The 20,300-nt window shown below is 72.9% G+C and carries 13 protein-coding genes; 7 read left to right on the plus strand and 6 right to left on the minus strand.

Annotation, left to right across the window (positions count from 1 at the left end; genetic code table 11):
* Positions 1–218 precede the first annotated feature (218 nt).
* The 3 genes from ACL03H_RS15045 to ACL03H_RS15055 all read left to right on the plus strand — a co-directional run bounded on the left by ACL03H_RS15045 (position 219) and on the right by ACL03H_RS15055 (position 5,000).
* Positions 219–2,147 carry an NHL domain-containing thioredoxin family protein gene (locus ACL03H_RS15045; protein ID WP_412811846.1) on the plus strand — a complete coding sequence of 643 codons (1,929 nt, stop codon included), beginning with the start codon at positions 219–221 and terminating at the stop codon, positions 2,145–2,147.
* 50 nt (positions 2,148–2,197) lie between these two features.
* Positions 2,198–2,518: a GroES family chaperonin gene (locus tag ACL03H_RS15050; RefSeq protein WP_224960526.1), complete on the plus strand. Its 321-nt coding sequence runs from the start codon at positions 2,198–2,200 to the stop codon at positions 2,516–2,518.
* A gap of 112 nt (positions 2,519–2,630) precedes the next feature.
* Positions 2,631–5,000, plus strand: coding sequence for a VanW family protein (locus ACL03H_RS15055; RefSeq protein ID WP_412811847.1), 2,370 nt, complete (start codon positions 2,631–2,633; stop codon positions 4,998–5,000).
* Positions 5,001–5,081: 81 nt separating this feature from the next.
* Here the strand turns inward: ACL03H_RS15055 and ACL03H_RS15060 are convergent, their stop codons facing one another.
* Positions 5,082–6,926, minus strand: a complete 1,845-nt coding sequence (locus tag ACL03H_RS15060; RefSeq protein WP_412811848.1) for an acyl-CoA dehydrogenase — start codon at positions 6,924–6,926, stop codon at positions 5,082–5,084.
* A 329-nt stretch (positions 6,927–7,255) separates the two neighbouring features.
* Between ACL03H_RS15060 and ACL03H_RS15065 the strand changes: the two genes are divergently transcribed.
* Entirely contained in the window at positions 7,256–7,786 is a 531-nt protein-coding gene (locus ACL03H_RS15065; protein WP_412811849.1) for an OmpA family protein, read from the plus strand.
* Between the two features lie 55 nt (positions 7,787–7,841).
* On the opposite strand, the gene ACL03H_RS15070 is transcribed toward ACL03H_RS15065, so the two are convergent.
* The 3 genes from ACL03H_RS15070 to ACL03H_RS15080 form a co-directional block, all read right to left on the minus strand.
* Positions 7,842–8,525, minus strand: coding sequence for an SDR family oxidoreductase (locus ACL03H_RS15070; RefSeq protein ID WP_412811850.1), 684 nt, complete (start codon positions 8,523–8,525; stop codon positions 7,842–7,844).
* Positions 8,526–8,737: 212 nt separating this feature from the next.
* Positions 8,738–10,792 (minus strand): PhoX family protein, encoded by a 2,055-nt coding sequence (locus ACL03H_RS15075; RefSeq protein ID WP_412811851.1) that lies wholly within the window; start codon positions 10,790–10,792, stop codon positions 8,738–8,740.
* 192 nt (positions 10,793–10,984) lie between these two features.
* On the minus strand, positions 10,985–12,211 hold the full coding sequence (locus ACL03H_RS15080) for an MFS transporter (protein WP_412811852.1): 1,227 nt from the start codon (positions 12,209–12,211) through the stop codon (positions 10,985–10,987).
* A gap of 231 nt (positions 12,212–12,442) precedes the next feature.
* On the opposite strand from ACL03H_RS15080, the gene ACL03H_RS15085 reads away from it, so the two are divergent.
* Positions 12,443–13,090, plus strand: coding sequence for an HAD family hydrolase (locus ACL03H_RS15085; RefSeq protein ID WP_412811853.1), 648 nt, complete (start codon positions 12,443–12,445; stop codon positions 13,088–13,090).
* A 149-nt stretch (positions 13,091–13,239) separates the two neighbouring features.
* Positions 13,240–14,748 (plus strand): alpha/beta hydrolase, encoded by a 1,509-nt coding sequence (locus ACL03H_RS15090; RefSeq protein WP_412811854.1) that lies wholly within the window; start codon positions 13,240–13,242, stop codon positions 14,746–14,748.
* 57 nt (positions 14,749–14,805) lie between these two features.
* On the opposite strand, the gene ACL03H_RS15095 is transcribed toward ACL03H_RS15090, so the two are convergent.
* Positions 14,806–16,608: a hypothetical protein gene (locus ACL03H_RS15095; RefSeq protein ID WP_412811855.1), complete on the minus strand. Its 1,803-nt coding sequence runs from the start codon at positions 16,606–16,608 to the stop codon at positions 14,806–14,808.
* 188 nt (positions 16,609–16,796) lie between these two features.
* Here ACL03H_RS15095 and ACL03H_RS15100 point away from each other — a divergent pair, with 188 nt between their 5' ends.
* Positions 16,797–17,285 carry a GNAT family N-acetyltransferase gene (locus ACL03H_RS15100; RefSeq protein ID WP_412811856.1) on the plus strand — a complete coding sequence of 163 codons (489 nt, stop codon included), beginning with the start codon at positions 16,797–16,799 and terminating at the stop codon, positions 17,283–17,285.
* A 79-nt stretch (positions 17,286–17,364) separates the two neighbouring features.
* Here ACL03H_RS15100 and dnaB read toward each other — a convergent pair whose 3' ends face one another.
* Positions 17,365–19,734 (minus strand): replicative DNA helicase, encoded by a 2,370-nt coding sequence (gene dnaB / locus ACL03H_RS15105; protein ID WP_412811857.1) that lies wholly within the window; start codon positions 19,732–19,734, stop codon positions 17,365–17,367.
* Between the last annotated feature and the right edge of the window lie 566 nt (positions 19,735–20,300).

Raw genomic sequence — 20,300 nt, forward strand, 5'->3', positions numbered from 1 at the left:
GAGACACCCACGAAGAGGTGATCTGGGTCACGATGAAGCCGAGGTGTAACAACTCGGCAAGCCCCGCCGATATGCCTGATGACCCCGCGATGCTGTCGGACCCCCGACCTGGCAGCACCGCGGGGCCTTCCAATTTCCGGGGCAGTTCTCTCCTGGACCGCAGCAGGATCAAGCACCGCGCGGTCTCCGCTGTTCCCCGCGCACCCGAATTTCCCACGATGCGGGAAGCGCTGCGGCCACCACCTCCCGGCAACGGCCCGCCAGGAACATCGGCCCGCCCGGCCCCGTTGACCCGGCACGTGAACACCGCGTCTCGCACCCGCGTCCGCGCCCCCGAGCTCACCGGGCGGCAGTGGCTGAACACCGGCGGCCAGGAGCTGCTGCTCTCCGACCTGCGCGGCAAGATCGTGCTGCTCGACTTCTGGACGTTCTGCTGCATCAACTGCCTGCACGTGCTCGACGAGCTGCGCCCGCTGGAACGGGAGTTCGCCGCGGAGCTGGTCACCGTCGGGGTGCACTCCCCGAAGTTCGAGCACGAAGCGGACCCGGAAGCGGTGACCGCCGCCGTCGAGCGGTACTCCGTGCACCACCCGGTGCTCGACGACCCGGAGCTGTCGACCTGGCAGAACTACGCCGTGAAGGCCTGGCCCACCCTGGCGGTGATCGACCCCGAGGGCTACCTCGTGCACGTCGCCACCGGTGAGGGCCACCTCGAGGCGCTGCGCGGCGTGCTGCGCGAGCTGGTCGCCGAGCACGAGGCGAAGGGAACGCTGCACCGCGGCGACGGGCCGTACGTGCCGCCGGAACCCGCCTCCGGCACGCTGCGCTTCCCCGCCAAGATCGCGGTCGGACCGGAGGGGCTGCTGGTCTCCGACTCCGCGCACCACTCGCTCGTCGAGTTCGCCCGGGACGGCGAGACCCCGCTGCGGCGCATCGGCAGCGGTGAGCGGGGCGCCGTCGACGCCGGTCCCGAGGAAGCCTCCTTCGCCGAGCCCGGTGGGATCGCGGTGCTGCCCGAGGCCGTCGCCGCCGAGGTCGGTTACGACCTGGTCGTCGCCGACACCGCGAACCACCTGCTGCGCGGCGTGCGGCTCGCGGACGGCCGGGTGACGACCGTGGCGGGCACCGGCGCGCAGTGGCGCGACGGCACCGACTCGGGCCCCGCGCGGGAGGTGCCGCTCACCAGCCCGTGGGACGTGAGCTGGTGGGAGCCCGCGGGCGGCGTGGTGATCGCGATGGCGGGCAATCACACCCTCGGCCTGTTCGACCCGATCGCGGGCCGGGTGCGCCGGTTCGCGGGCACCACGGTGGAGGGCCTGCGCGACGGGGACGCCGCCGAGGCGTTCTTCGCCCAGCCCTCCGGGCTCGCGGACGGCGGGGACCGGTTGTGGCTGGCCGACTCCGAGACCTCCGCGTTGCGCTGGGTCGAACCGGACGGCGACGGCTTCGCGGTGCGCACCGCGGTCGGGGCCGGGCTGTTCGACTTCGGTCACGCCGACGGCCCCGCCGAGCGGGCCCTGCTCCAGCACCCGCTCGGCGTGGCGGTGCTGCCGGACGGCTCGATCGCCGTCTGCGACACCTACAACGGTGCCCTCCGGCGCTACGACCCGGCCTCGAACGAGGTCGGCACGCTCGCCTCGCACCTCGCGGAGCCCTCCGGGGCCGCGGTGGTCGACGGTGAGCTCGTCGTGGTCTCCTCCGCCGCGCACCGGCTGGAGCGGCCGGTGCCGCCCGGAGTCTCCGCGAAGCTCGTCGCGGGCGGGCCCCAGCAGGTCGCTCGCCCGGACACCGAGATCGGCCCGGGCGAGCTGGAGCTGGCGGTGGTGTTCACCCCGCCCCCCGGCAGCAAGCTCGACGACCGCTACGGCCCGTCCACCCGGCTGGAGGTCACCGCCTCCCCGCCGGAACTGCTCGCCGGGGGCGCGGGCAGCGGCACCGAGCTGACCAGGCGGCTGGTGCTCGCCGAGGGGATCGAGCACGGCGTGCTGCACGTCGTGGCCCAGGCCGCGGCCTGCACCGACGACCCCGCCGAGGAGCACCCCACCTGCCACCTGACCAGGCAGGACTGGGGAGTTCCGGTGCGGATCTCGGCGGGCGGGGCGCACCGGCTCCCCCTGGTGCTGGGCGGGATGGACGCCGGAGCGTGAGGCGCCCCCTGCACCGTCAGCGGGTTGAGGCGGCCGCGTAAACTCTTCGGGTGACCGATGCCAAGCTTGAGATCCAGATGCTGCATGACCGGGTCATGGTGCGGGTCTCCGCGGAATCAGGGGAGCGCCGCAGCAGCGGCGGCATCGTGATTCCGGCGACCGCCCAGGTGGCCAAGCGGCTGCTCTGGGGCGAGGTGTTCGGAGTGGGCAGCCACGTGCGGGCCGTCAAGGTCGGCGACCAGGTGCTGTTCAACCCCGAGGAGCAGTTCGAGGTCGAGGTGCAGGGCCAGCCGTACCTGGTGATGCGGGAACGGGACCTGCACGCCGTGGCCAGCGAGCAGATCGAGCAGGGCACCGGGCTCTACCTGTGATCCACTGATCCACCCGAGGCGTGGTCGGCCCCGTGCCGGTCCGCTGCCGGGATCCGGCGCTCCCGTTCTGGGCACCACGGCCTTGACGAGCCGCCCCGGCGCTTGTTCGCTGATGTACCCACCGCACGACCAGACCGATGAAGGGGAAGCGGTGCCGGAAAACTACGACGCCCCGGCCGAGGGCGATCCGAACCGGACGGGCGCGAGACCCGCTTCGGACCGTTCCGCGGCGGCCCCGGAGTCCGACGCCGAACGGACCGTGCAGATCTCCGCGGAGCAGTTCGCCGCGGGCGACCCGGCTGCCGGAGCAGGGCGGTCCGGCTCGGACGGCGCTGCCCCCGGGCGGGCTGACGAGGAGCAGCCGGAGCGCGCGACCCGGCCGATGGCGCGGCAGGCACCCGACGCCGACGGGACCCAGCGCCTCTCGGCGGACGCCGACGACTCCGACCCGGAGCGCACCCAGACCATCCCGAAGTTCCCCGCCGAGGAGCCCACCTCGGCCTACGCTTCGGCCACGGACTTCTTCGGCACCCCCGGTTTTCCCAGCGCCGACACCACCCGGAACCCGGCGCCGGACTCGTCCCCGACCACGCAGGCCGTGGCCGGCTCGTTCGCGCAGACCCCGCCGGAGCCGACGCGGCCCGAGGCCGACGCGGAGCGCACCCAGAACATCCCCAAGGTCCCCGCGGAGCCCTCGCCGTTCGCGGAGGGCTTCGCGGGCGGCATCGGCGGCGGCTTCGCCGAGGACCAGCCGGATCAGGCCGATCCCGCGCAGCGGCGGCGCGGCCTGATCCGCGGCGGCATCATCGCCGGGATCGCGGCGGGCGTGCTGGGCCTGCTGTACGTGGGCGACCTGCTGTTCAGCAGCGGGACCGTCCCGCGCGGCACCACCGTGGCCGACGTGCAGATCGGCGGTCTCACCGAGGCCGCCGCGCAGAGCAAGCTGCGCGAGGAGCTCGGCCCGAACCTGCAGCAGCCCGTGCAGCTCAAGGCGGGCGACTCGACCGCGACGATCTCCCCGGAGCAGTCCGGCCTCACGATGGACTGGGCCGCCACCATCGAGCAGGCGGGCTCCCAGCCGCTGAACCCGTTCACCCGGATCGCCTCGCTGTTCGCCAATCGCGAGATCTACCCGGTCAGCCACGGCGACCAGGAGCAGGTCACGGCCGCGGTGGAGCAGGTCAAGCCGCGGCTGGAGCGCGCGGCCGCCGAGGGCACCATCGTCTTCGAGGGTGCCCGCCCGGTCGCGGTGGAGCCGGTCACCGGCCGCTCCGTGGACACCGCCCTGGCCGCCGATCAGGTCATGGCGGACTGGGCGAAGGGCGGCCCGGTGAACGTCCCGTTCACCGAGCAGGCCGTGACCACGACCTCCGACGGCGTGCAGGCGGCGCTGCGGAACGTGGCCCAGCCCGCGGTGTCCTCGCCGGTCACGATCAAGGGCGAGGGCCACGACGCCGCGCTGGCGCCGGAGACCATCGCCGCCGCGCTGCGCTTCGAACCGGACGGCAAGGGCGGGCTGAAGTCGCACCTGGACCTGCCGACCGTGATCGGCGGGGTGGAGCCGCAGCTCCTCGACACCATGAAGCCCGCCAAGGACGCCGAGGTCGTCTTCGAGGGCGGCAGGCCCGTGGTGCGCCCCTCGCTGGACGGCCGGGGGGTGAACTGGGAGAAGAGCTTCGAGAACCTCACCGACGTGGTCAAGAAGGAGCAGGACCGCGTGGTGCCCGCGATCTACGAGCAGCAGCCCCCGGCGTTCAACACCGACCAGGCCAACGGGCTGGGCATCAAGGAGGTCATCTCCGAGTTCCAGACCGGCGGCTTCGAAACCGCCTCCGGCGTGAACATCCGGCGGACCGCGGAGCAGGTCAACGGCGCGGTCGTGAAGCCGGGCGAGACCTTCAGCCTGAACGGCCACACCGGCCCGCGCGGAACGGCGCAGGGCTACGTGGAGTCCGGGATCATCGAGGACGGCCGCCCCGGGAAGGCGGTCGGCGGCGGCATCTCGCAGTTCGCCACCACGCTCTACAACGCCTCGTACTTCGCCGGGGTGAAGGACGTGGAGCACAAGGAGCACAGCTACTACATCAGCCGCTACCCGGAGGGCCGCGAGGCCACGGTCTTCCAGAACCCCGACGGCAGCAGCGTGATCGACGTGAAGTTCAAGAACACGCTGGCCAGCGGCATCATGATCACGACCGAGTGGACGCCGAGCTCCATCACGGTCCGGTTCTGGGGCACCAAGCAGTACGACGTGAGCTCCAAGACCGGTGAGCGGACGGACCCGACGCAGCCGCACGAGAAGGTCGTCCCGCCGGACGAGCCGTGCAGCCCGAGCAAGGGCAAGGGCGGGTTCACCGTGACGAACACCCGCACCCTGCGGGACGTCAACACCGGCAAGGTGACCAGGGAATCCCCGTCGAAGACGGTCTACAACCCGCAGCCGATCATCCACTGCGGCGCCCCACCGCCGGCTCCGCGCTGATCCGAGCGGAACGAGGCCCCCTCCCGGGTTCGGGAGGGGGCCTCGTCGCTTCGGTGGGGCGCGCCCGCGAGGGCGCCCGGATCAGAACACCGACTCGTCCAGCTCCATGATGGAGTTGTCCGCGGCCTCGACGACCTTCCGGCGGGAGCCCAGCTCCGGCAGCACGTTCTTCGCGAAGAACCGGGCCACCGCGACCTTGCCCTGATAGAAGGGCTGGTCCTTGGCCGAGGCTCCCGCGTCCAGCGCCGCCAGCGCGAGCTCGGCCTGGCGCAGCAGCAGCCAGCCGATGAGCAGGTCGCCCATGCTCATCAGCACGGTGACGGCGTGCTGGCCGACCTTGTAGATGTCGTTCACGTCCTCCTGCGCGGAGGTCAGGAAGCCGAACACCGCGGCGAGGGTGCCCTGCGCGTCGTCCAGCGCCTGCGCGACCAGCGCCCGCTCCTCCTTGAGCCGGTCGTCCGCGCCCTCGGCCTCCAGCGACTTCTGCACCTCGGTGGCGAGGTGGCCCAGCGCGGCGCCGTTGTTGCGGACGATCTTGCGGAAGAAGAAGTCCTGCGCCTGGATCGCCGTGGTGCCCTCGTACAGGCTGTCGATCTTGGCGTCCCGGATGTACTGCTCGATCGGGTAGTCCTGCAGGTAGCCGGAGCCGCCGAGGGTCTGCAACGACAGCGCCAGGTTCTCGTACGCCCGCTCCGAGCCCACGCCCTTCACGATCGGCAGCAGCAGGTCGTTGACCTGCTCGGCCAGCGTCACGTCCTCGCCGGTGGCCCGGCCCTGGGTGATCTGGTCCTGGTAGGTCGCGGTGTAGAGGTACACCGCGCGCAGTCCCTCCGCGTACGACTTCTGCAGCATCAGGATGCGGCGCACGTCCGGGTGGTTCGTGATCGTGACGCGCGGGGCGGTCTTGTCGGCGGCCCTGGTGAGGTCGGCGCCCTGCATCCGCTCCTTCGCGTACTCCAGCGCGTTGAGGTAGCCGGTGGACAGCGTCGCGATGGCCTTGGTGCCGACCATCATCCGCGCGTACTCGATGACCTGGAACATCTGCGCGATGCCGTCGTGCACCTCACCGAGCAGCCAGCCCTGCGCCGGGACGCCGTGCTGACCGAAGGTCAGCTCGCAGGTGGCGGAGGCGTTCAGGCCCATCTTGTGCTCGACGTTGGTCACGAAGGCGCCGTTGCGCTCGCCCGGCTCGCCGGTCTCGCCGTCGAAGTGGAACTTCGGCACCAGGAACAGGCTGAGGCCCTTGGTCCCCGGACGGCTCTGCACGCCGTCGCCCTCGGGGCGGGCCAGCACCAGGTGCATGATGTTCTCGGTCATGTCCTGGTCGGCGGAGGTGATGAACCGCTTCACGCCGTCGAGGTGCCAGCTCCCGTCGGCCTGCCGGACCGCCTTGGTGCGGCCGGAACCGACGTCGGAGCCCGCGTCCGGCTCGGTCAGGACCATCGTGGCGCCCCAGCCGCGCTCGATCATCAGCTCGGCCCAGGCGCGCTGCTCCTCGGTGCCGTTCTTGTGCACGATCCCGGCGAACTGCGGGCCCGCCATGTACATGTAGACCGCCGGGTTGGCGCCGAGGATCAGCTCGGAGGTCGCCCACTGCACGGTCGGGGGGATGCCGTAGCCGCCGATGTCCTCGGACAGGCCCAGCCGCCACCACTCGCCGTCCTGGATCTGCTGGTAGGACTTCTTGAACGACTCCGGCAGCGTGACCGAGTGGGTCTTCGGGTCGAACTTCGCCGGGGTGCGGTCGCCGTCCGCGAACGACTCGGCGAGCGGTCCGGTGGCGAGCGCGTTCAGCTCGCTGAGCACACCGCGCACGGTGTCCTCGTCGGCCTGCTCGAACGCCCCGGTGCCGAGCCGGTCCTGCACCTTGAACAGCTCGAACAGGTTGAATTCGAGGTCGCGGACGTTGCTCTTGTAGTGGCCCATTTCGCAGGCTCCCTCTCCGCACTGATGATCCGAGCCGGCCCCGCTCTCCGGACATGGCCTTACTCGTCGGTAACCCAAGGGTATTACTTGGCGGTAACTTCTGTCGAGCGGGTGCGGTCGGCAGCACCCGGAAAGCCGTGTGACATGCGTCGAACCGCTCCACCGACCTGCCCAGAACGGTGTTGCGCAACCGGGCCGGTCTCACACGTTCGCGTGGAGCCGCGGAGCCCGACCTGCCCGGCTCGGGGCCTCGGCATCCAATGGGAGGCGCCCACGCCCCGGGTGCCCCGCACGGCCCGCGCCCGGCGAGCTCGACTGCGGAGGTCGGCATGGATCGAAGGAAAGCCCACTACGGCGCGGCGGTGGCCGCGCTCGCCGTCGCACTGCTGGCGGGGTGCTCCGGCGGAGAACCCCAGGGCCAGGGCGGCCAGGAGGGCGAAGTGCCCCCGGCACCGCCCGCCCAGCAGCAGGAACCCGCCCCGGCGCAGCCGCCAGGACCCGACCCGGCCGCCGCGAAGGCGGCGTTGCAGCAGCAGCTCGACCAGGCGATGCAGCAGCAGCCGATCACGTTCCAGCCGGACAGCCCGGAGCTCACCGAGCAGGGGAGGCAGACCGCGATGAAGGCGGCCGAGCTGGCGAAGCAGGCACCGCAGGAGCTCAACTTCACCGTCACCGGCTACGTCGCCGACACCGGCAACCCGTCCCCCGAGGACCAGCAGCTCTCGCAGCAGCGGGCGCAGGCGGTGGCCGACGCGTTCACCCAGGCCGGGGTGCCCGTGGAGCGCGTGCAGGTCGTCGGCCAGGGGCCGGCGCAGGGCGGCTCCGAGTCCGACCGGCAGGTGACGGTCAGCGTCCAGTAGCGCGAGTCCCGGCGGGAGGGAGCCCGCGGTTCCCTCCCGCTTCGCGCGTCGGCGGTCAGGCGGGGCGGACCACGATCTCCGTGAGGTGCGCGTCGGGGGAGGCCCGGACCGCCGAGCAGACCGGCCCGGCGACGGACTCGGGCCGCAGGTAGCGCTCGGGCTGGAAGTCGCCGCCCTCGGCCGCGCGCACCTCGCGCTGCATGTCGGTGTTCGCGCGGCCCGGGAACACCGAGGTCACCCGCACGCCGTGCGCGGCCTCCTCGGCGCGCAGCACGTCGGCGAAGGCGCGCAGCGCGAACTTGCTCGCCGCGTAGGAGCCCCAGTTCGGCTTGGCCGCCATCCCGGCCCCGGAGTTGATCAGCACCACGTGCCCGGAGCTGCGGCGCAGCGCCGGCAGCAGCAACCGGGTCAGCTCGGTGACCGCGAACAGGTTCAGCTCGAAGGTGCGTCGCCAGGAGTCCACCGAGACGTCCGCGACGGCACCGAGCTCGACCAGGCCCGCGCTGTGCACCAGCACGTCCAGCCGCTCCACGGTGGCGGCCGCCGCCGCGACGGCGTCCTGGTCGGTCAGCTCCACCGGCCACGGCCGGGCCCCGTCGATCTCCGCCGCCAGTTCGTCGAGCGCCGTCCCGTCCCGGCCGCCGAGCAGCACGTCGTGGGTCTCGGACAGGGATCGGGAGACGGCGGCCCCGATGCCGCGGGAAGCACCCGTGACCAGGGCGATCGGACGTTCAGACATGGTCTGGACCGTATCCGTCGCACGCCCGCGCACGACGCGGCGGTCGGCTCGCCGGAGGGGGCGCCCTCGCTGCTGAGGCCGGCCGGCGGGAAGCGGGACCGGGGCGGTCCTGATCAACGGGTGCCGCGAGCGGCCCGGGCGGCGGGGGCCTCCCGGGCCGGGAGGCCCCCGCGCTCCTCGCCCGCCCGCTCACCGGGAGCGGGCGCGATCGCTCACCGCCTGCCGATCTCGCCGCCGTCGGCGCGCCACACGACTGCCACCGACGGCCGGGGCTGCGAGGTGCCGCCGTCGGGCCAGTGCGAGGTGGGGCGCTGGGCGTCCTCGGCGTCCTCACCGGGGTGCTGGACGTTCACCGTGACCAGATCGTCGAGCACGACGGGACCGCAGGTCTCGGCGCCGACCGGCACGGTGAGGAACTGCTTGACCTGGCCGCGCTCGGGCCCGTCCACCGGCACCGCGAACAGGCCGTCGTTGGAGCCGAGCGCGTTGCCGTCCGTGGTGATCCAGAGGTTCCCGAACCGGTCGAACGTGACGTTGTCCGGGCACGAGATCGGGCTGACCCGGGACTTGTCGAAACCGCCGAAGTAGGTGCCCGGGTCCTCCGGGTCGCCGCAGACCAGCAGCAGGTTCCAGCGGAACGCGGTGCCGGTGGTGTCGTCGTCGACCTCGAGGACGTGCCCGTGCTTGTTGCCGACCCTCGGGTTGGCCTCGTCGACGGGCGCGTTGCCCGCGGAGCCCCGGTTGGAGTTGTTCGTCAGCGCGCAGTAGACGCGGCCGTTGACCGGGTTCGGCTCGATGTCCTCCGGCCGGTCCATCTTGGTGGCGCCCAGCGCGTCGGCGGCGAGCCGGGTGAAGACGTAGACCTCCTCGGCGGTGAAGCCGGGCACGAAGGACTCGGTGCCGCTGGCCAGCTTCAGCCACTCCCCGGTGCCGTCGAAGCGCTCGTCGGCGGGCAGCTCCCCGGTGCCGTCGATCTCCTCGGGAGGGCTGTTGCCCCGGAACCTCGCGACGTACAGCGTCCCGTCGTCGAGCAGCGCCGAGTTGTGCCGCCGGGCGTGCGCGCTGCGGCCGGGCTTGACGCGGCCGTTCGAGACGTACTTGTAGATGTAGTCGAAACGCTCGTCATCGCCGGAGTAGGCGACCACGCGGCCGTCCTCGGCGACCTGGATGGTCGCGCCCTCGTGCTTGAACCGGCCGAGCGCGGTGTGCTTGATCGGCGTGGAGGCCGGATCGTTCGGGTCGATCTCCACGACCCAGCCGAAGCGGTGCGGCTCGTTCGGCTCCTTCGAGACGTCCCAGCGCCGGTCGAAGCGCTCCCACTTGCGGTCGGTCTCCCCGGTGCCCACGCCGTAGCGCTCGTAGCGCTCCTTCGCGACCGGGTCCTGGATCAGCTCGGAGTGCCCGAAGTACTGGTGGAAGTTCTCCTCGCCGGACAGGATCGTGCCCCACGGCGTGACGCCGCCCGCGCAGTTGTTCTGGGTGCCGAAGACCTTGGTGCCGGTCGGATCGGCGGAGGTCGTGAGCAGGTCGCTGCCCGCGGCCGGGCCGCGCACCTCGAACTCGGTGTTGAGCGTGATGCGGCGGTTGTACCGGCCGAGCTCGGGCACGAGGCCCCGGTCGCGGTCCCGCACCACCTCGACCACCGACAGCCCGTGCGCCGCCCAGGCGATGCGGACCTGCTCCTCGGTGGGGGCGTCCGGGTCGTAGTTCGCGAACATGTGCGTCTCGGTCGTGTACTCGTGGTTGACCACGAGCAGGCCGCGCCTGCCGCTGCCGTCCAGCGGGATCAGGCCCGCGAAGTCGTTGTTGTAGCCGAACTGGACCTCCTGCGCGGCGGCGGTCTGCGCGTGGAAGTCGAACTCGGGAGCGCCCGCGACGACCGGGTCGCCCCAGCGGATCACGACGCCCTGCTCGTAGCCCTCGGGCACGGTGACGCGGTCCTCGGTGTTCGGCGGGACCGGCGGGAAGTCGGTGCCCGGGACGCGACGCGGCTCACCCGGGTGCGGGCCGGCCGCGGCCGTCGCCCCGGTGAGCGCGGACGCGCCGCCGACGGCGAGCGCCAGCACGCCGCCCGCCTTGAGCGCGCCGCGGCGGTTGAGCACGCCCTCCACGATGTCGCCGAAGTAGGCGTTGTCGGAGGTGTTCGGCGCCTCGTGCGCGCAGGCGTTGCCGCAGCGGTAGCGGCAGGTGGCCGAGGCGCGGCGCGCGGAGTGGTTCGGCAGCAGGGGGAGCGGGACGACGCGCCCGCTGTCCGGTCGGGGTGGCACACGGACCTCCAGGTCAGTCAGGAACACCGCGACGCTATGCGGATCAGGCGAGGGCTCCTGGACAGGAAGGTGAACAGCACCCGAACTCATGACCCCCGGTCGTCGCACCGCCGTCCTCCGGGCACCGCCGGGGATCCTTCGCCCCGACCCTCCGCCCGAAGCGGGGGAGCGGGCGCCGGCCTGCGCCCCGGGTCAGAACTCCTCGCCGACGGCGGCGGCCTCGGCGGGGACCTGGTGCGGGTCCTCGCGCCGGCGCAGGTCCGCGACCAGCAGCCCGGCCGCGATCACGCAGAGCGCGGCGGCGACCGCGAACGGGGCGTGCGGCGAGCCGAACCAGTCGGCGACGTGCCCGACCAGCGTCGCGGCGACCGCCCCGCCGAACCATCGGCAGAAGTTGTACCCCGCGCTGGCCACCGGGCGCGGCGCGTCGCTGACGCTCATCGCGGTCCCGGTGAACAACGTGTTGAGCAGGCCGGAGGCCAGCCCGCTGAGGATCACCGCGACCACCACGACCGGCTTCGAGCCGACCGCCATCACCACCAGCAGCACCGCGTAGAGCAGCACCGCCAGCACCGTGCCGCCCGCGTCGCCGAACCGCGCGGCCAGCTTGGGCGCCAGCGTCACGCCCGCGACCGCCACGCACAGGCCCCAGCCGAAGAACACCAGCCCGACCGCGATGGCGCCGAACTCCAGCACGAACGGCGCCCAGGCCAGCACCACGAAGAACGCGGCCGTGTAGAACGCCGAGCCCAGCGCGGTGCGCAGCAGCCCGCCGTGCCGCAGCGCGCGCAGCGGGTCGAGCAGCCGCACCTTCGGCCGCTTCGCCGGGTCCTTCTCGTCGGCGGGCAGGAACCCGGCCGAGAGCACCAGCGCGATGGCCATCAGCACCGCCGTGCCCGCGAACGGCCCGCGCCAGGAGATGTCGCCGAGCAGCGCGCCCAGCAGCGGGCCGGTGGACAGCCCGATGCCCAGCGCCGCCTCGTAGAGCAGGATCGCCGCCTGCTGGCCGCCGCTGGCCGCGCCGACGATCACCGACAGCGCGGTGGCGATGAAGAAGGCGTTGCCCAGCCCCCACACCGCGCGCAGCGCCACGAGCTGCCCGATCGAGCTCGCCATCGCGCAGGCCAGGGTCGCGAGCACGATGAGCACCAGGCCGGTGACCACGGTCCGCTTCGGCCCGAAGCGGGCGCTGAACGCCCCGGTGATGAGCATCGCTACGACTTGGACGCCCAGGTAGGACGAGAACAGCAGCGTCACCTGCTCCGGGCCGGCGTGCAGGGCCTCCGCGATGGACAGCAGGATCGGGTCGACCAGGCCGATGCCCATGAAGGCGATCACCGCGGCGAAGGCGGTGATCCACACCGCCTTCGGCTGGCCCTTGAAGACGTCCAGCAACCGGACGTCGTGCGTGCCGCTCATCGGCCGCCACTCCTCGCGTCTCGACACGGAGGTGGGCCGGTTCCCGCTCGACCTCCCCGGGCGAGCGCCCACCCGCTAGTTCGTTTGCCATGCTAACTTTATGTCCGATCGGTGACCACCGGGCATGAGCAGGCACACAGCGGCCCCGGGCCGGTCACCGCCGCACCCGGTCGCGCCCGGAGCGGCTCACCTGCCCGCGCGGTGCTCGCGCCGCCTCCTACGATCGGCGACATGCCACCCGCAGCCGTGCTCTTCGACCTCGACGGCGTACTGGTCGACTCCGAACAGCTCTGGGACCGCATCCGCCGCGACGTCGTCGCCACCCACGGCGGGCGCTGGACCGAGGACGCCACCGGGGCCATGCAAGGCATGAGCACCCCCGAATGGGCCCGCTACCTGGTCGACGACCTCGGCGCCCGGCTCACCGCCGAGCAGGCCGCCGACGTCGTCATCGAGGAGATGGCGCGCGTCTACGCCGAGCGCGCCCCCGTGCTGCCCGGCGCCGAAGACGCCGTGCGCGCCGTCGCCGCCCGGTTCCCCATCGCCATCGCCAGCTCCGCGCCGCCGCGCATCATCCGCGCGTTCCTGGACAGCACCGGTCTCGAGGTCGGAGCCACCCTCTCCAGCGAGCAGGTCGGCGCGGGCAAGCCCGCCCCCGACGTGTACCTGGAGGCGGCCCGGATGCTCGGCACCACCGCGGCCCGGTGCGCCGCCGTCGAGGACTCCAGCAACGGCCTGCGCGCCGCCACCGCCTCCGGCGCCACCGTCTTCGCCGTGCCCAACCCGCACTTCCCCCCGGCCGAGGACGCCCTCGCCGGGGTGCACCGGATCTTGGGCGACATCTCCGAGCTCGCCGCCGCGCTGGACGAACTCGGCTGAGCGCCGTCCGCGGGGACCGCCGCGAGAGGAGCCCCGCGGACCGGCAGCTCGTCCCGACGGAGCGATCGCGTCCGCTCGCTTGACCTTGCCCCCAGGGCACGGGGTTGAGTCCGCCTCGTGGAGGACGAACCCACGGATGAGGGGCGGACATGAATCTCAAGCGGAGCGCGGGCCGAAGTGCGGCCGCGCTGATCGCCGCGGGCCTCGCGGGCTCGCTGCTCGCGGTGCCGAGCGCGGCCGAAGGGGCCGCACCTGAACTGGAGTGGGGCGCGTGCCCCGAGGACGTCGCGGCCGGGGCGTACCCGCTGCGGTGCGCCACCGTGCCGGTGCCGGTGAACTACGCGGACCCCGACGGCCCCCAGATCGACCTGATGATCTCGAAGCTGGCCAGCGAGCGGCCCGACCGGCGGCGCGGCGTGCTGCTGCTCAACCAGGGCGGTCCGGGCGGCTCCGGCCTGAACTTCTCGACCTTCCTCGCCGACCAGGGACTGCCCGCATCGGTCCTGGAGAGCTACGACCTGATCGGGATGGACACCAGGGGAGTGGGGCACTCCTCGCCGGTCAGCTGCGGGTTCACCGACGAGCAGGCCCAGTACGGAAACGTTCCGCCCTACGCGGTCGACGACGCCGCGGTCACCGAGCGGGCCGAGGTCGTGCGCACCATCGCCGACCAGTGCGCCCAGCACGACCAGGACGGTCGGCTCAGCAGCATCACCACCGCGAACATGGCCCGCGACCTGGACCGCGTCCGGGCCGCCCTCGGCGAGGAGAAGGCCAACTACTACGGGGCGTCCTACGGCACCGCGCTCGGCGCCGCGTACGCCTCGATGTTCCCGGAGCGCGCCGACCGGGTCGTGCTGGACAGCAACATCGGTGACACCGTGCTCGACCGGGACGGGATGCGCCGCTACGCGCTCGGCACGGAGCAGACCTTCCCCGACTTCGCCGCGTGGGTAGCCGAGCGGCACGGCTCGTACGGCCTGGGCCGCACGCCCGAGGAGGTGCGGCGGACCTACTTCGAGGTCGCCGAGCGCCTCGACGCGCGGCCGATGGCCGGCGTGGACGGCGCCGTGTTCCGTCTGGTCATCTTCGGCGGCCTGTTCGGCGAACCGGCGTACGGCAGGACCGCGCAGCTCTGGCAGTCGCTGCACGACTCCGACGAGGCGGCGGTGCGGCAGCAGCTCGCCGAGAGCGCACCCGCCGGACGGTCCGCCGCCGGACTCTCCCCTGCCGACAACTCGCTGACGGTCTTCCTGGCGACCACCTGCAACGACGTCGCCTGGCCCGAGGACGTCGAGACCTACCGTCGCGGGGTGGCCGAGGACCGCGAGAAGTTCCCGGTGTACGGCGCCGCCACCGCGAACGTGCTGCCCTGCGCGTTCTGGTCGCACGAGCCCGCCGAACCGCCGGTGCCGGTGCTCGCCGACGGCCCGGCGAACGTGCTCCTCATGCAGAACCGCCGCGACCCGGTGACCCCGCACGAGGGCGCCGAACTGCTCCGCGAGAAGTTCGGGGACCGCGCGCGGCTGGTGAGCGCGGACGAGTCCGGGCACGGGACCTACCTGAACAGCGGCAACGCCTGCGCGATGGCCGCCGGCACCGCGTTCCTGGCCGACGGCGTCCTCCCCGAGGAGGACGTCTCCTGCCCCGCGAGCTGACGGCACCCGACTGATCGGTTCCGGAGCCCGCCCGGCGCACCCGCCGGGCGGGCTCCGCTACGCCGTGTCCAGCCGGTCCAGGCACCGCCGCGCCGCCCGCGACACCTGCTCGTCCGGGTGCTCCGCCGCCACCACCCCCAGGACCAGGTCGGCCCGCGCGTGCTCCGCGCGGACGAGCTCGTCCAGCACCGTCAGCTGGTCCGGCGTCGACCGGGTGCGGAACTCCGCCAGGAACGCGGCCGCGTCCTCCTGCGCCGTCACCGCCATCGCGTCCAGCGCCACCACCAGCTCGTCCCCGGGCCGCAGCTCCACCTCACGCTCGCCCGGGCGCACGCGCAGCCACATCCGGGCCGCCGCCCCGCAGCCGGGATCCGAGCGCAGCCCGCGCACCACCAGGACGCCCTCGTCCCCGGTGTGCTCCAGCAACCACAGCGCGCCCAGCCGCAGCTCCGGGTCGTCCACCCGCCGCAGCAGCTCCCCGAGCTCCGCCGCCGCGGCCGCCCGGCCCCGCGCGGCGATCCAACCCGAGACGACCTCCTCCAGCACGTCCGGCGGACTGCCCGGCAGCACCAGCACCAGCACCTCCGCGGGCAGCGCCACCGCCTCGGGAACGGTCGGCGCGACGAAGCCGAACGCCCGCAGCGACCCGTGGGCCGCCCGCACGCCCAGCGGCAGCAGCTCCACCATCGTCCGATCCGGCGAGCCCGGTGCGAACGCCTCGATCCGCGCCACCGCCTCCGGCAGCTCCGTGCGATAGCGGCGCAGCACGCCCATCCGCTCCCAGAGGCCCAGCACCCGCTCCACCACCCGCGCGAGCACCGGTCGCGCCTCGCCGTCGTCCTCGGCGAGCGCGCGCAGCACCAGGCTCACCACCTGCTCGAACGGCAGCGCGTCGGTGTGCGCGTACAGCGCGCCGAGCACCGCGCGCACCAGCTCCGGGAACACGTCCTCGCCGTCGAGCAGGCGGTCCATCGCCCCCGACTCCGGCCCGGTCACCTCGTCCAGCAGCGCGAAGGACTCCCACAACCGGGTCCACAGCACGCCCGGCTCGGCCAGCAGCGCCGTCCCGATCGCCCCCGGCACCACCCGGTCGTCGATGATCCGCACCAGGTGCACCCGCTGCGCCCAGACCGCGAACAACCGCGCCAGCTCCGGCGGGCAGTCCAGCTCCGCCCCGAGCTCCACGCCGTCGCCGAGCGGGCGCCGCCGGCCCGCCCAGCGGTGCAGCGCCGCCATCACCCCCGCGATCGGCGTCCGCGCCGCCTCGACGTCCGGCGTCGCCTCCACCGGCACCCGCATCGGTGGCAGCCAGCGCACCGGGACCGGCAGCGGTTCCCGCTCCGCCCGCTCCTCGATCCCGCGCAGCAGCTCCAGGTCCAGGTCGACCTCGCCGTCGTCCACCCGCCGCACGAACCGCTCGAACTCGGCCGCCGCGCCGACCTCGACGCCGTGCTCCCGCGCGCTCAGCGCCCAGAACTTCTCCGGTCCCCACTCCGCGGGGTCGGCCATCGCGGCGAGGCAGGCGGGCGCCGCCGCCTCGATCGCCGCGTGCAGCACCCGCACCGGATCGCTCCCGGCCATCAGCAGGCCCTCGGCGTCGAGGAAGTCGATCCAGTCGTGCAGCAGCTCCGGAACCGCCGACCAGCGCGGCAGCACCAGGTGCCGGGGCACCACCTCGGTCAGCAACCGGCTCAGGTCCGCCGCCGTCCACCGGGCCAGCAGCCCGTCCCGCGCGCACTTGTCGCGCAGCAGCACGTCGACCAGCCCCGGGACCTCGGGCCGCGCGCCGAACCGCTCGGACAGCGCCGCGGCGGACGCGGCGAAGCGGTCGCCGTCGCCGTGCGGGAAAACGGTGCGCATCGGTCCGCCCTTCACCCGGAAGTCGATGCGGTCGAGGGTAGGGAGCTCGCGTTGATCACTTCCGCAGCGCGTGCGTCGGCGTGTCGGCCCACATCCCCCAGGTGCGCACTCGACGACGATCCACGCAGCTCAACGAGGTGACGGAAATCCGATTGTTCACCCGACCGAGCCGCACTAGCGTTCGCCCCATGGTGATCCGGGAGTTCGTCGAGGCCGACTGGGCGCAGGTGTGGCCGATCATCCGCGAGGTGGCCGCCGCCCGGGACACCTTCTGCTACGAACCGGATCTCACCGCCGAGCAGGCCCGCGGGCTCTGGCTGGCACCCCCGCCCGGACGCACCGCCGTCGCCGTCGACGAGGACGGGACCGTGCTGGGCACCGCGCGGATGGGTCCGAACCGACCCGGCCCCGGCGCGCACGTCTCCACCGCGAGCTTCATGGTCGCCGCCGGTGCGCGCGGCCGCGGCATCGGCGCCGACCTCTGCACCAGCACCCTGGACTGGGCGCGCGGGGAGGGCTACGCGGGGATGCAGTTCAACGCCGTCGTCGAGTCGAACCGCTCGGCGATCAAGCTCTACGAGCGCCTCGGCTTCACCATCATCGGCACCGTCCCCGCCGCGTTCGAGCACCCGCGGCTCGGCCGGATCGGCCTGCACGTCATGCACTGCCCGTTCTGATCCCGGCGAGCGGGACGAGCGGACGCCCGTCCCGGACCGCGTCGCCGGCCGGCCGCGGAGGACATCGGCGGCGCGCGGTCTACTCGGGGGCCATGTCCACGAAGCGGCTGTAGTGCAGCTGGTGGGCGACGGTGATCGTGGCCTGGGGGCCGGCGCGGTGCTTGGCCAGGATCAGGTCCGCCTCACCCATCCGCGGGTCGTCCCGCTCGAACGCGTCGGGCCGGTGGATCAGGATCACCATGTCGGCGTCCTGCTCCAGGGAGCCCGATTCGCGCAGGTCGGACAGCTGCGGGCGCTTGTCGGTGCGTTGCTCCGGCCCGCGGTTGAGCTGGGAGATCGCGACCACCGGGACCTCCAGCTCCTTCGCGAGCAGCTTCAGGTTCCGGGAGAACTCCGAGACCTCCTGCTGCCGCGACTCGACCCGCTTGCCCGACGTCATCAGCTGCATGTAGTCCACGACCACCAGCTGGATGTCGGCGCGCTGCTTGAGCCGCCGCGCCTTCGCCCGGATCTCCATCATGGTGAGGTTCGGCGAATCGTCCACGTACAGCGGCGCCTCGCTGATCTCGCTCATCCGCCGCGCCAGCCGCGTCCAGTCGTCGTCGGTCATGCGCCCGCCGCGCATGTCCCCGAGCCGGATGCGGGCCTCGGCGGAGAGCATTCGCATCACGATCTCGGTCTTGCCCATCTCCAGCGAGAAGATGACGCTGGCCAGGCCGTGCTTGATCGAGGCGGTGCGGGCGAAGTCCAGCCCCAGGGTGGAGTTGTGCGTGGGCACCATGCCGCGCCCGGCCAGGTAGAGGTGGTCCGGGGCGTCGACCTCGACGCAGCGCACCGGAACGCTCGGCACCTCGCGGACGGCGACGACGCGGCGGGGCTGCCGCGCCCGGTCCTGCCGGGTCTCCTTGTGCTCGGAGTTCTTGGCGGGCAACCGGAACACCTCGTCCGGCCCGCTGTCGAACACGATCGCCACCCGGTCGAAGCCGCCGCCCGCGGAGTCGGCGATCCGGGCACCGCAGGTGTAGCCGAGGCCGAGCAGCAGCTCGCGCACCCGCACCGACAGCGGCTCGCTGACCTCCAGCCGGAGCGTGCCGTCGGCGTCGACGGAACCGGCGGCGTCCAGCAACCCGGCCAGCAGCGCGCGCCGCTGCTCCTCGCTGGCCCGCAGGTAGGCGGACGGCAGCTCGTGGTCGTCCCAGGCGCCGAACCGGGCGAGCGCGGCGGGGATGTCCACGCCGAACGCGGGCTCGGCGGCCGGGGCGGGCTGTTCCCGCTCGCTCTCCTCGGCGGGGTACTCCACGACGCCGCCCACCGTGGTGACCTCGGGATCCCCGGGCTCCGCGGTGTGCGCGAGCCCGGCCAGCTCCAGTAGTTCCGGTTCGCCGCGCACCTCGCCGGACTCGTCGCCCGCGGCGAGCCACACGCCGAGCGCGTAGGGCGCGACCGGGAGTTCCCGCTGCGGCAGCCGGAGCCCGGCGTGCGCGGGCAGCTCGTGGTCGGTGGCGGTCGCGGCGAGCTCGGCGGTGGTGCGGACCTCCCCGTCGGAGAGCTGCCACTGGTGCTCGGCGTCGGCGACGACGACGCCGCCATCGGAGAACTCGACCTCGAAGCACGGGCGGCCGGTGAGCACCTCGGTCGCGCGCAGCACCCGGACCGGCGCTCCGGCCAGGCCGATGAGCTCGTCCCCGGCCGCGACCTCGCCCATCGTGGTCCAGCCGGCCGGGGTGGGCAGCGGCGTGTCCAGCGCGAGCGCCTTGCCGACACCGGGGCGGGCCGCGACGATGATCATCTGTCCCGCGTGCAGGCCGTTGGTGACCTCGTCGAGGTCGACGAAGCCGGTGGGGATGCCCTGCGACTCGCCGCCGCGGGACGCGATGGCGTCGATCTCGTCCATCGTGGGCTGCAGCAGGTCTTCCAGCGCCGCGTAGTCCTCGCTGGTGCGCCGCTCCGTGACGTCGTAGATCGCGGCCTGCGCCCGGTCCACGACCTCCTCGATCGCGGAGCCCTCGGCGCCGTGGTATCCGAGCTGCACGATCCGGGTCCCGGCCTCGACGAGGCGGCGCAGCACCGCCTTCTCGGCGACGATCTCGGCGTAGTAGCCGGCGTTGGCGGCGGTGGGCACGCTGGCGATGAGCGTGTGCATGTAGGGGGCGCCGCCGATGCGCTGCAGCTCCTGGCGGCGTTCGAGCTCGGCGGAGACGGTGATCGCGTCGGCGGGCTCGCCGCGGCCGTAGAGGTCCAGGACGCAGTCGTAGATCGACTGGTGCGCCGGGCGGTAGAAGTCGTTGGGCGTGAGCACCTCGACGACATCGGCGATCGCGTCCTTGCTCAGCATCATGCCGCCCAGCACGGACTGCTCCGCCGCCAAGTCCTGCGGGGGCTGACGCTCGAAACCGTGGTCTCCGCCGCTCGACCCGGCCTGCGCGCCTCGTTCGTCTGCCAACGCCACCGGTTACCCGTCACCTCCGACACCGTCACCCGCCACCGCTGCGGGCAGCCTTACTGGTCGCGCGATCCACGGCGGCGTCGACCGGAGCGCTGCGCCGGGTGATCACGATCCGTCACGCGCGGGCGCGCTCGGGAAGCTAGATCGCTCGCCTGGACCAGGCAAACCGAGCTGTGGACAGACCTCGGGACAACTTGTGGATACCTGGGGACAAGTTGGGGACAACTGTGCACAACTCGGCGGAACCGATGGGGACAACCTGGGGACAACCGACCAAGATCATCCGAAAAGTACAGGTCAGCCCATGTGGACTACTTGTGGAAAAAATTGTTGAGCAAGACTCGGCGTGTCGCGGGGTAGTTGCCTGTTCGGCGTGTCGGATCCGCCGGGGCACGAACGAGCTCCGTGATCGTCAAGCGGACGATCGAGTGATCAAGACCGGATCGGGCGGGCCGGGGGATTCGATCGGACCGCGACCCAGCTCGCCCGGTTCCGCGACGGGAACCGGGCGGGCCCGGACACCGGAAGCGGCCGAGAGGGCCGGGCACCGCCCGGACCCTCCGGCCGCA

The sequence above is a fragment of the Saccharopolyspora antibiotica genome (genome assembly GCF_047200635.1).
GTDB lineage: Bacteria > Actinomycetota > Actinomycetes > Mycobacteriales > Pseudonocardiaceae > Saccharopolyspora_C.

Coding starts and splice junctions, on each gene's coding strand:
- ACL03H_RS15045 (WP_412811846.1), top strand. CDS start 219: ATGCGGGAAGCGCTGCGGCCACCACCTCCCGGCAACGGCCCGCCAGGA.
- ACL03H_RS15055 (WP_412811847.1), top strand. CDS start 2,631: ATGTACCCACCGCACGACCAGACCGATGAAGGGGAAGCGGTGCCGGAA.
- ACL03H_RS15060 (WP_412811848.1), bottom strand. CDS start 6,926: ATGGGCCACTACAAGAGCAACGTCCGCGACCTCGAATTCAACCTGTTC.
- ACL03H_RS15065 (WP_412811849.1), top strand. CDS start 7,256: ATGGATCGAAGGAAAGCCCACTACGGCGCGGCGGTGGCCGCGCTCGCC.
- ACL03H_RS15070 (WP_412811850.1), bottom strand. CDS start 8,525: ATGTCTGAACGTCCGATCGCCCTGGTCACGGGTGCTTCCCGCGGCATC.
- ACL03H_RS15080 (WP_412811852.1), bottom strand. CDS start 12,211: ATGAGCGGCACGCACGACGTCCGGTTGCTGGACGTCTTCAAGGGCCAG.
- ACL03H_RS15085 (WP_412811853.1), top strand. CDS start 12,443: ATGCCACCCGCAGCCGTGCTCTTCGACCTCGACGGCGTACTGGTCGAC.
- ACL03H_RS15090 (WP_412811854.1), top strand. CDS start 13,240: ATGAATCTCAAGCGGAGCGCGGGCCGAAGTGCGGCCGCGCTGATCGCC.
- ACL03H_RS15095 (WP_412811855.1), bottom strand. CDS start 16,608: ATGCGCACCGTTTTCCCGCACGGCGACGGCGACCGCTTCGCCGCGTCC.
- ACL03H_RS15100 (WP_412811856.1), top strand. CDS start 16,797: ATGGTGATCCGGGAGTTCGTCGAGGCCGACTGGGCGCAGGTGTGGCCG.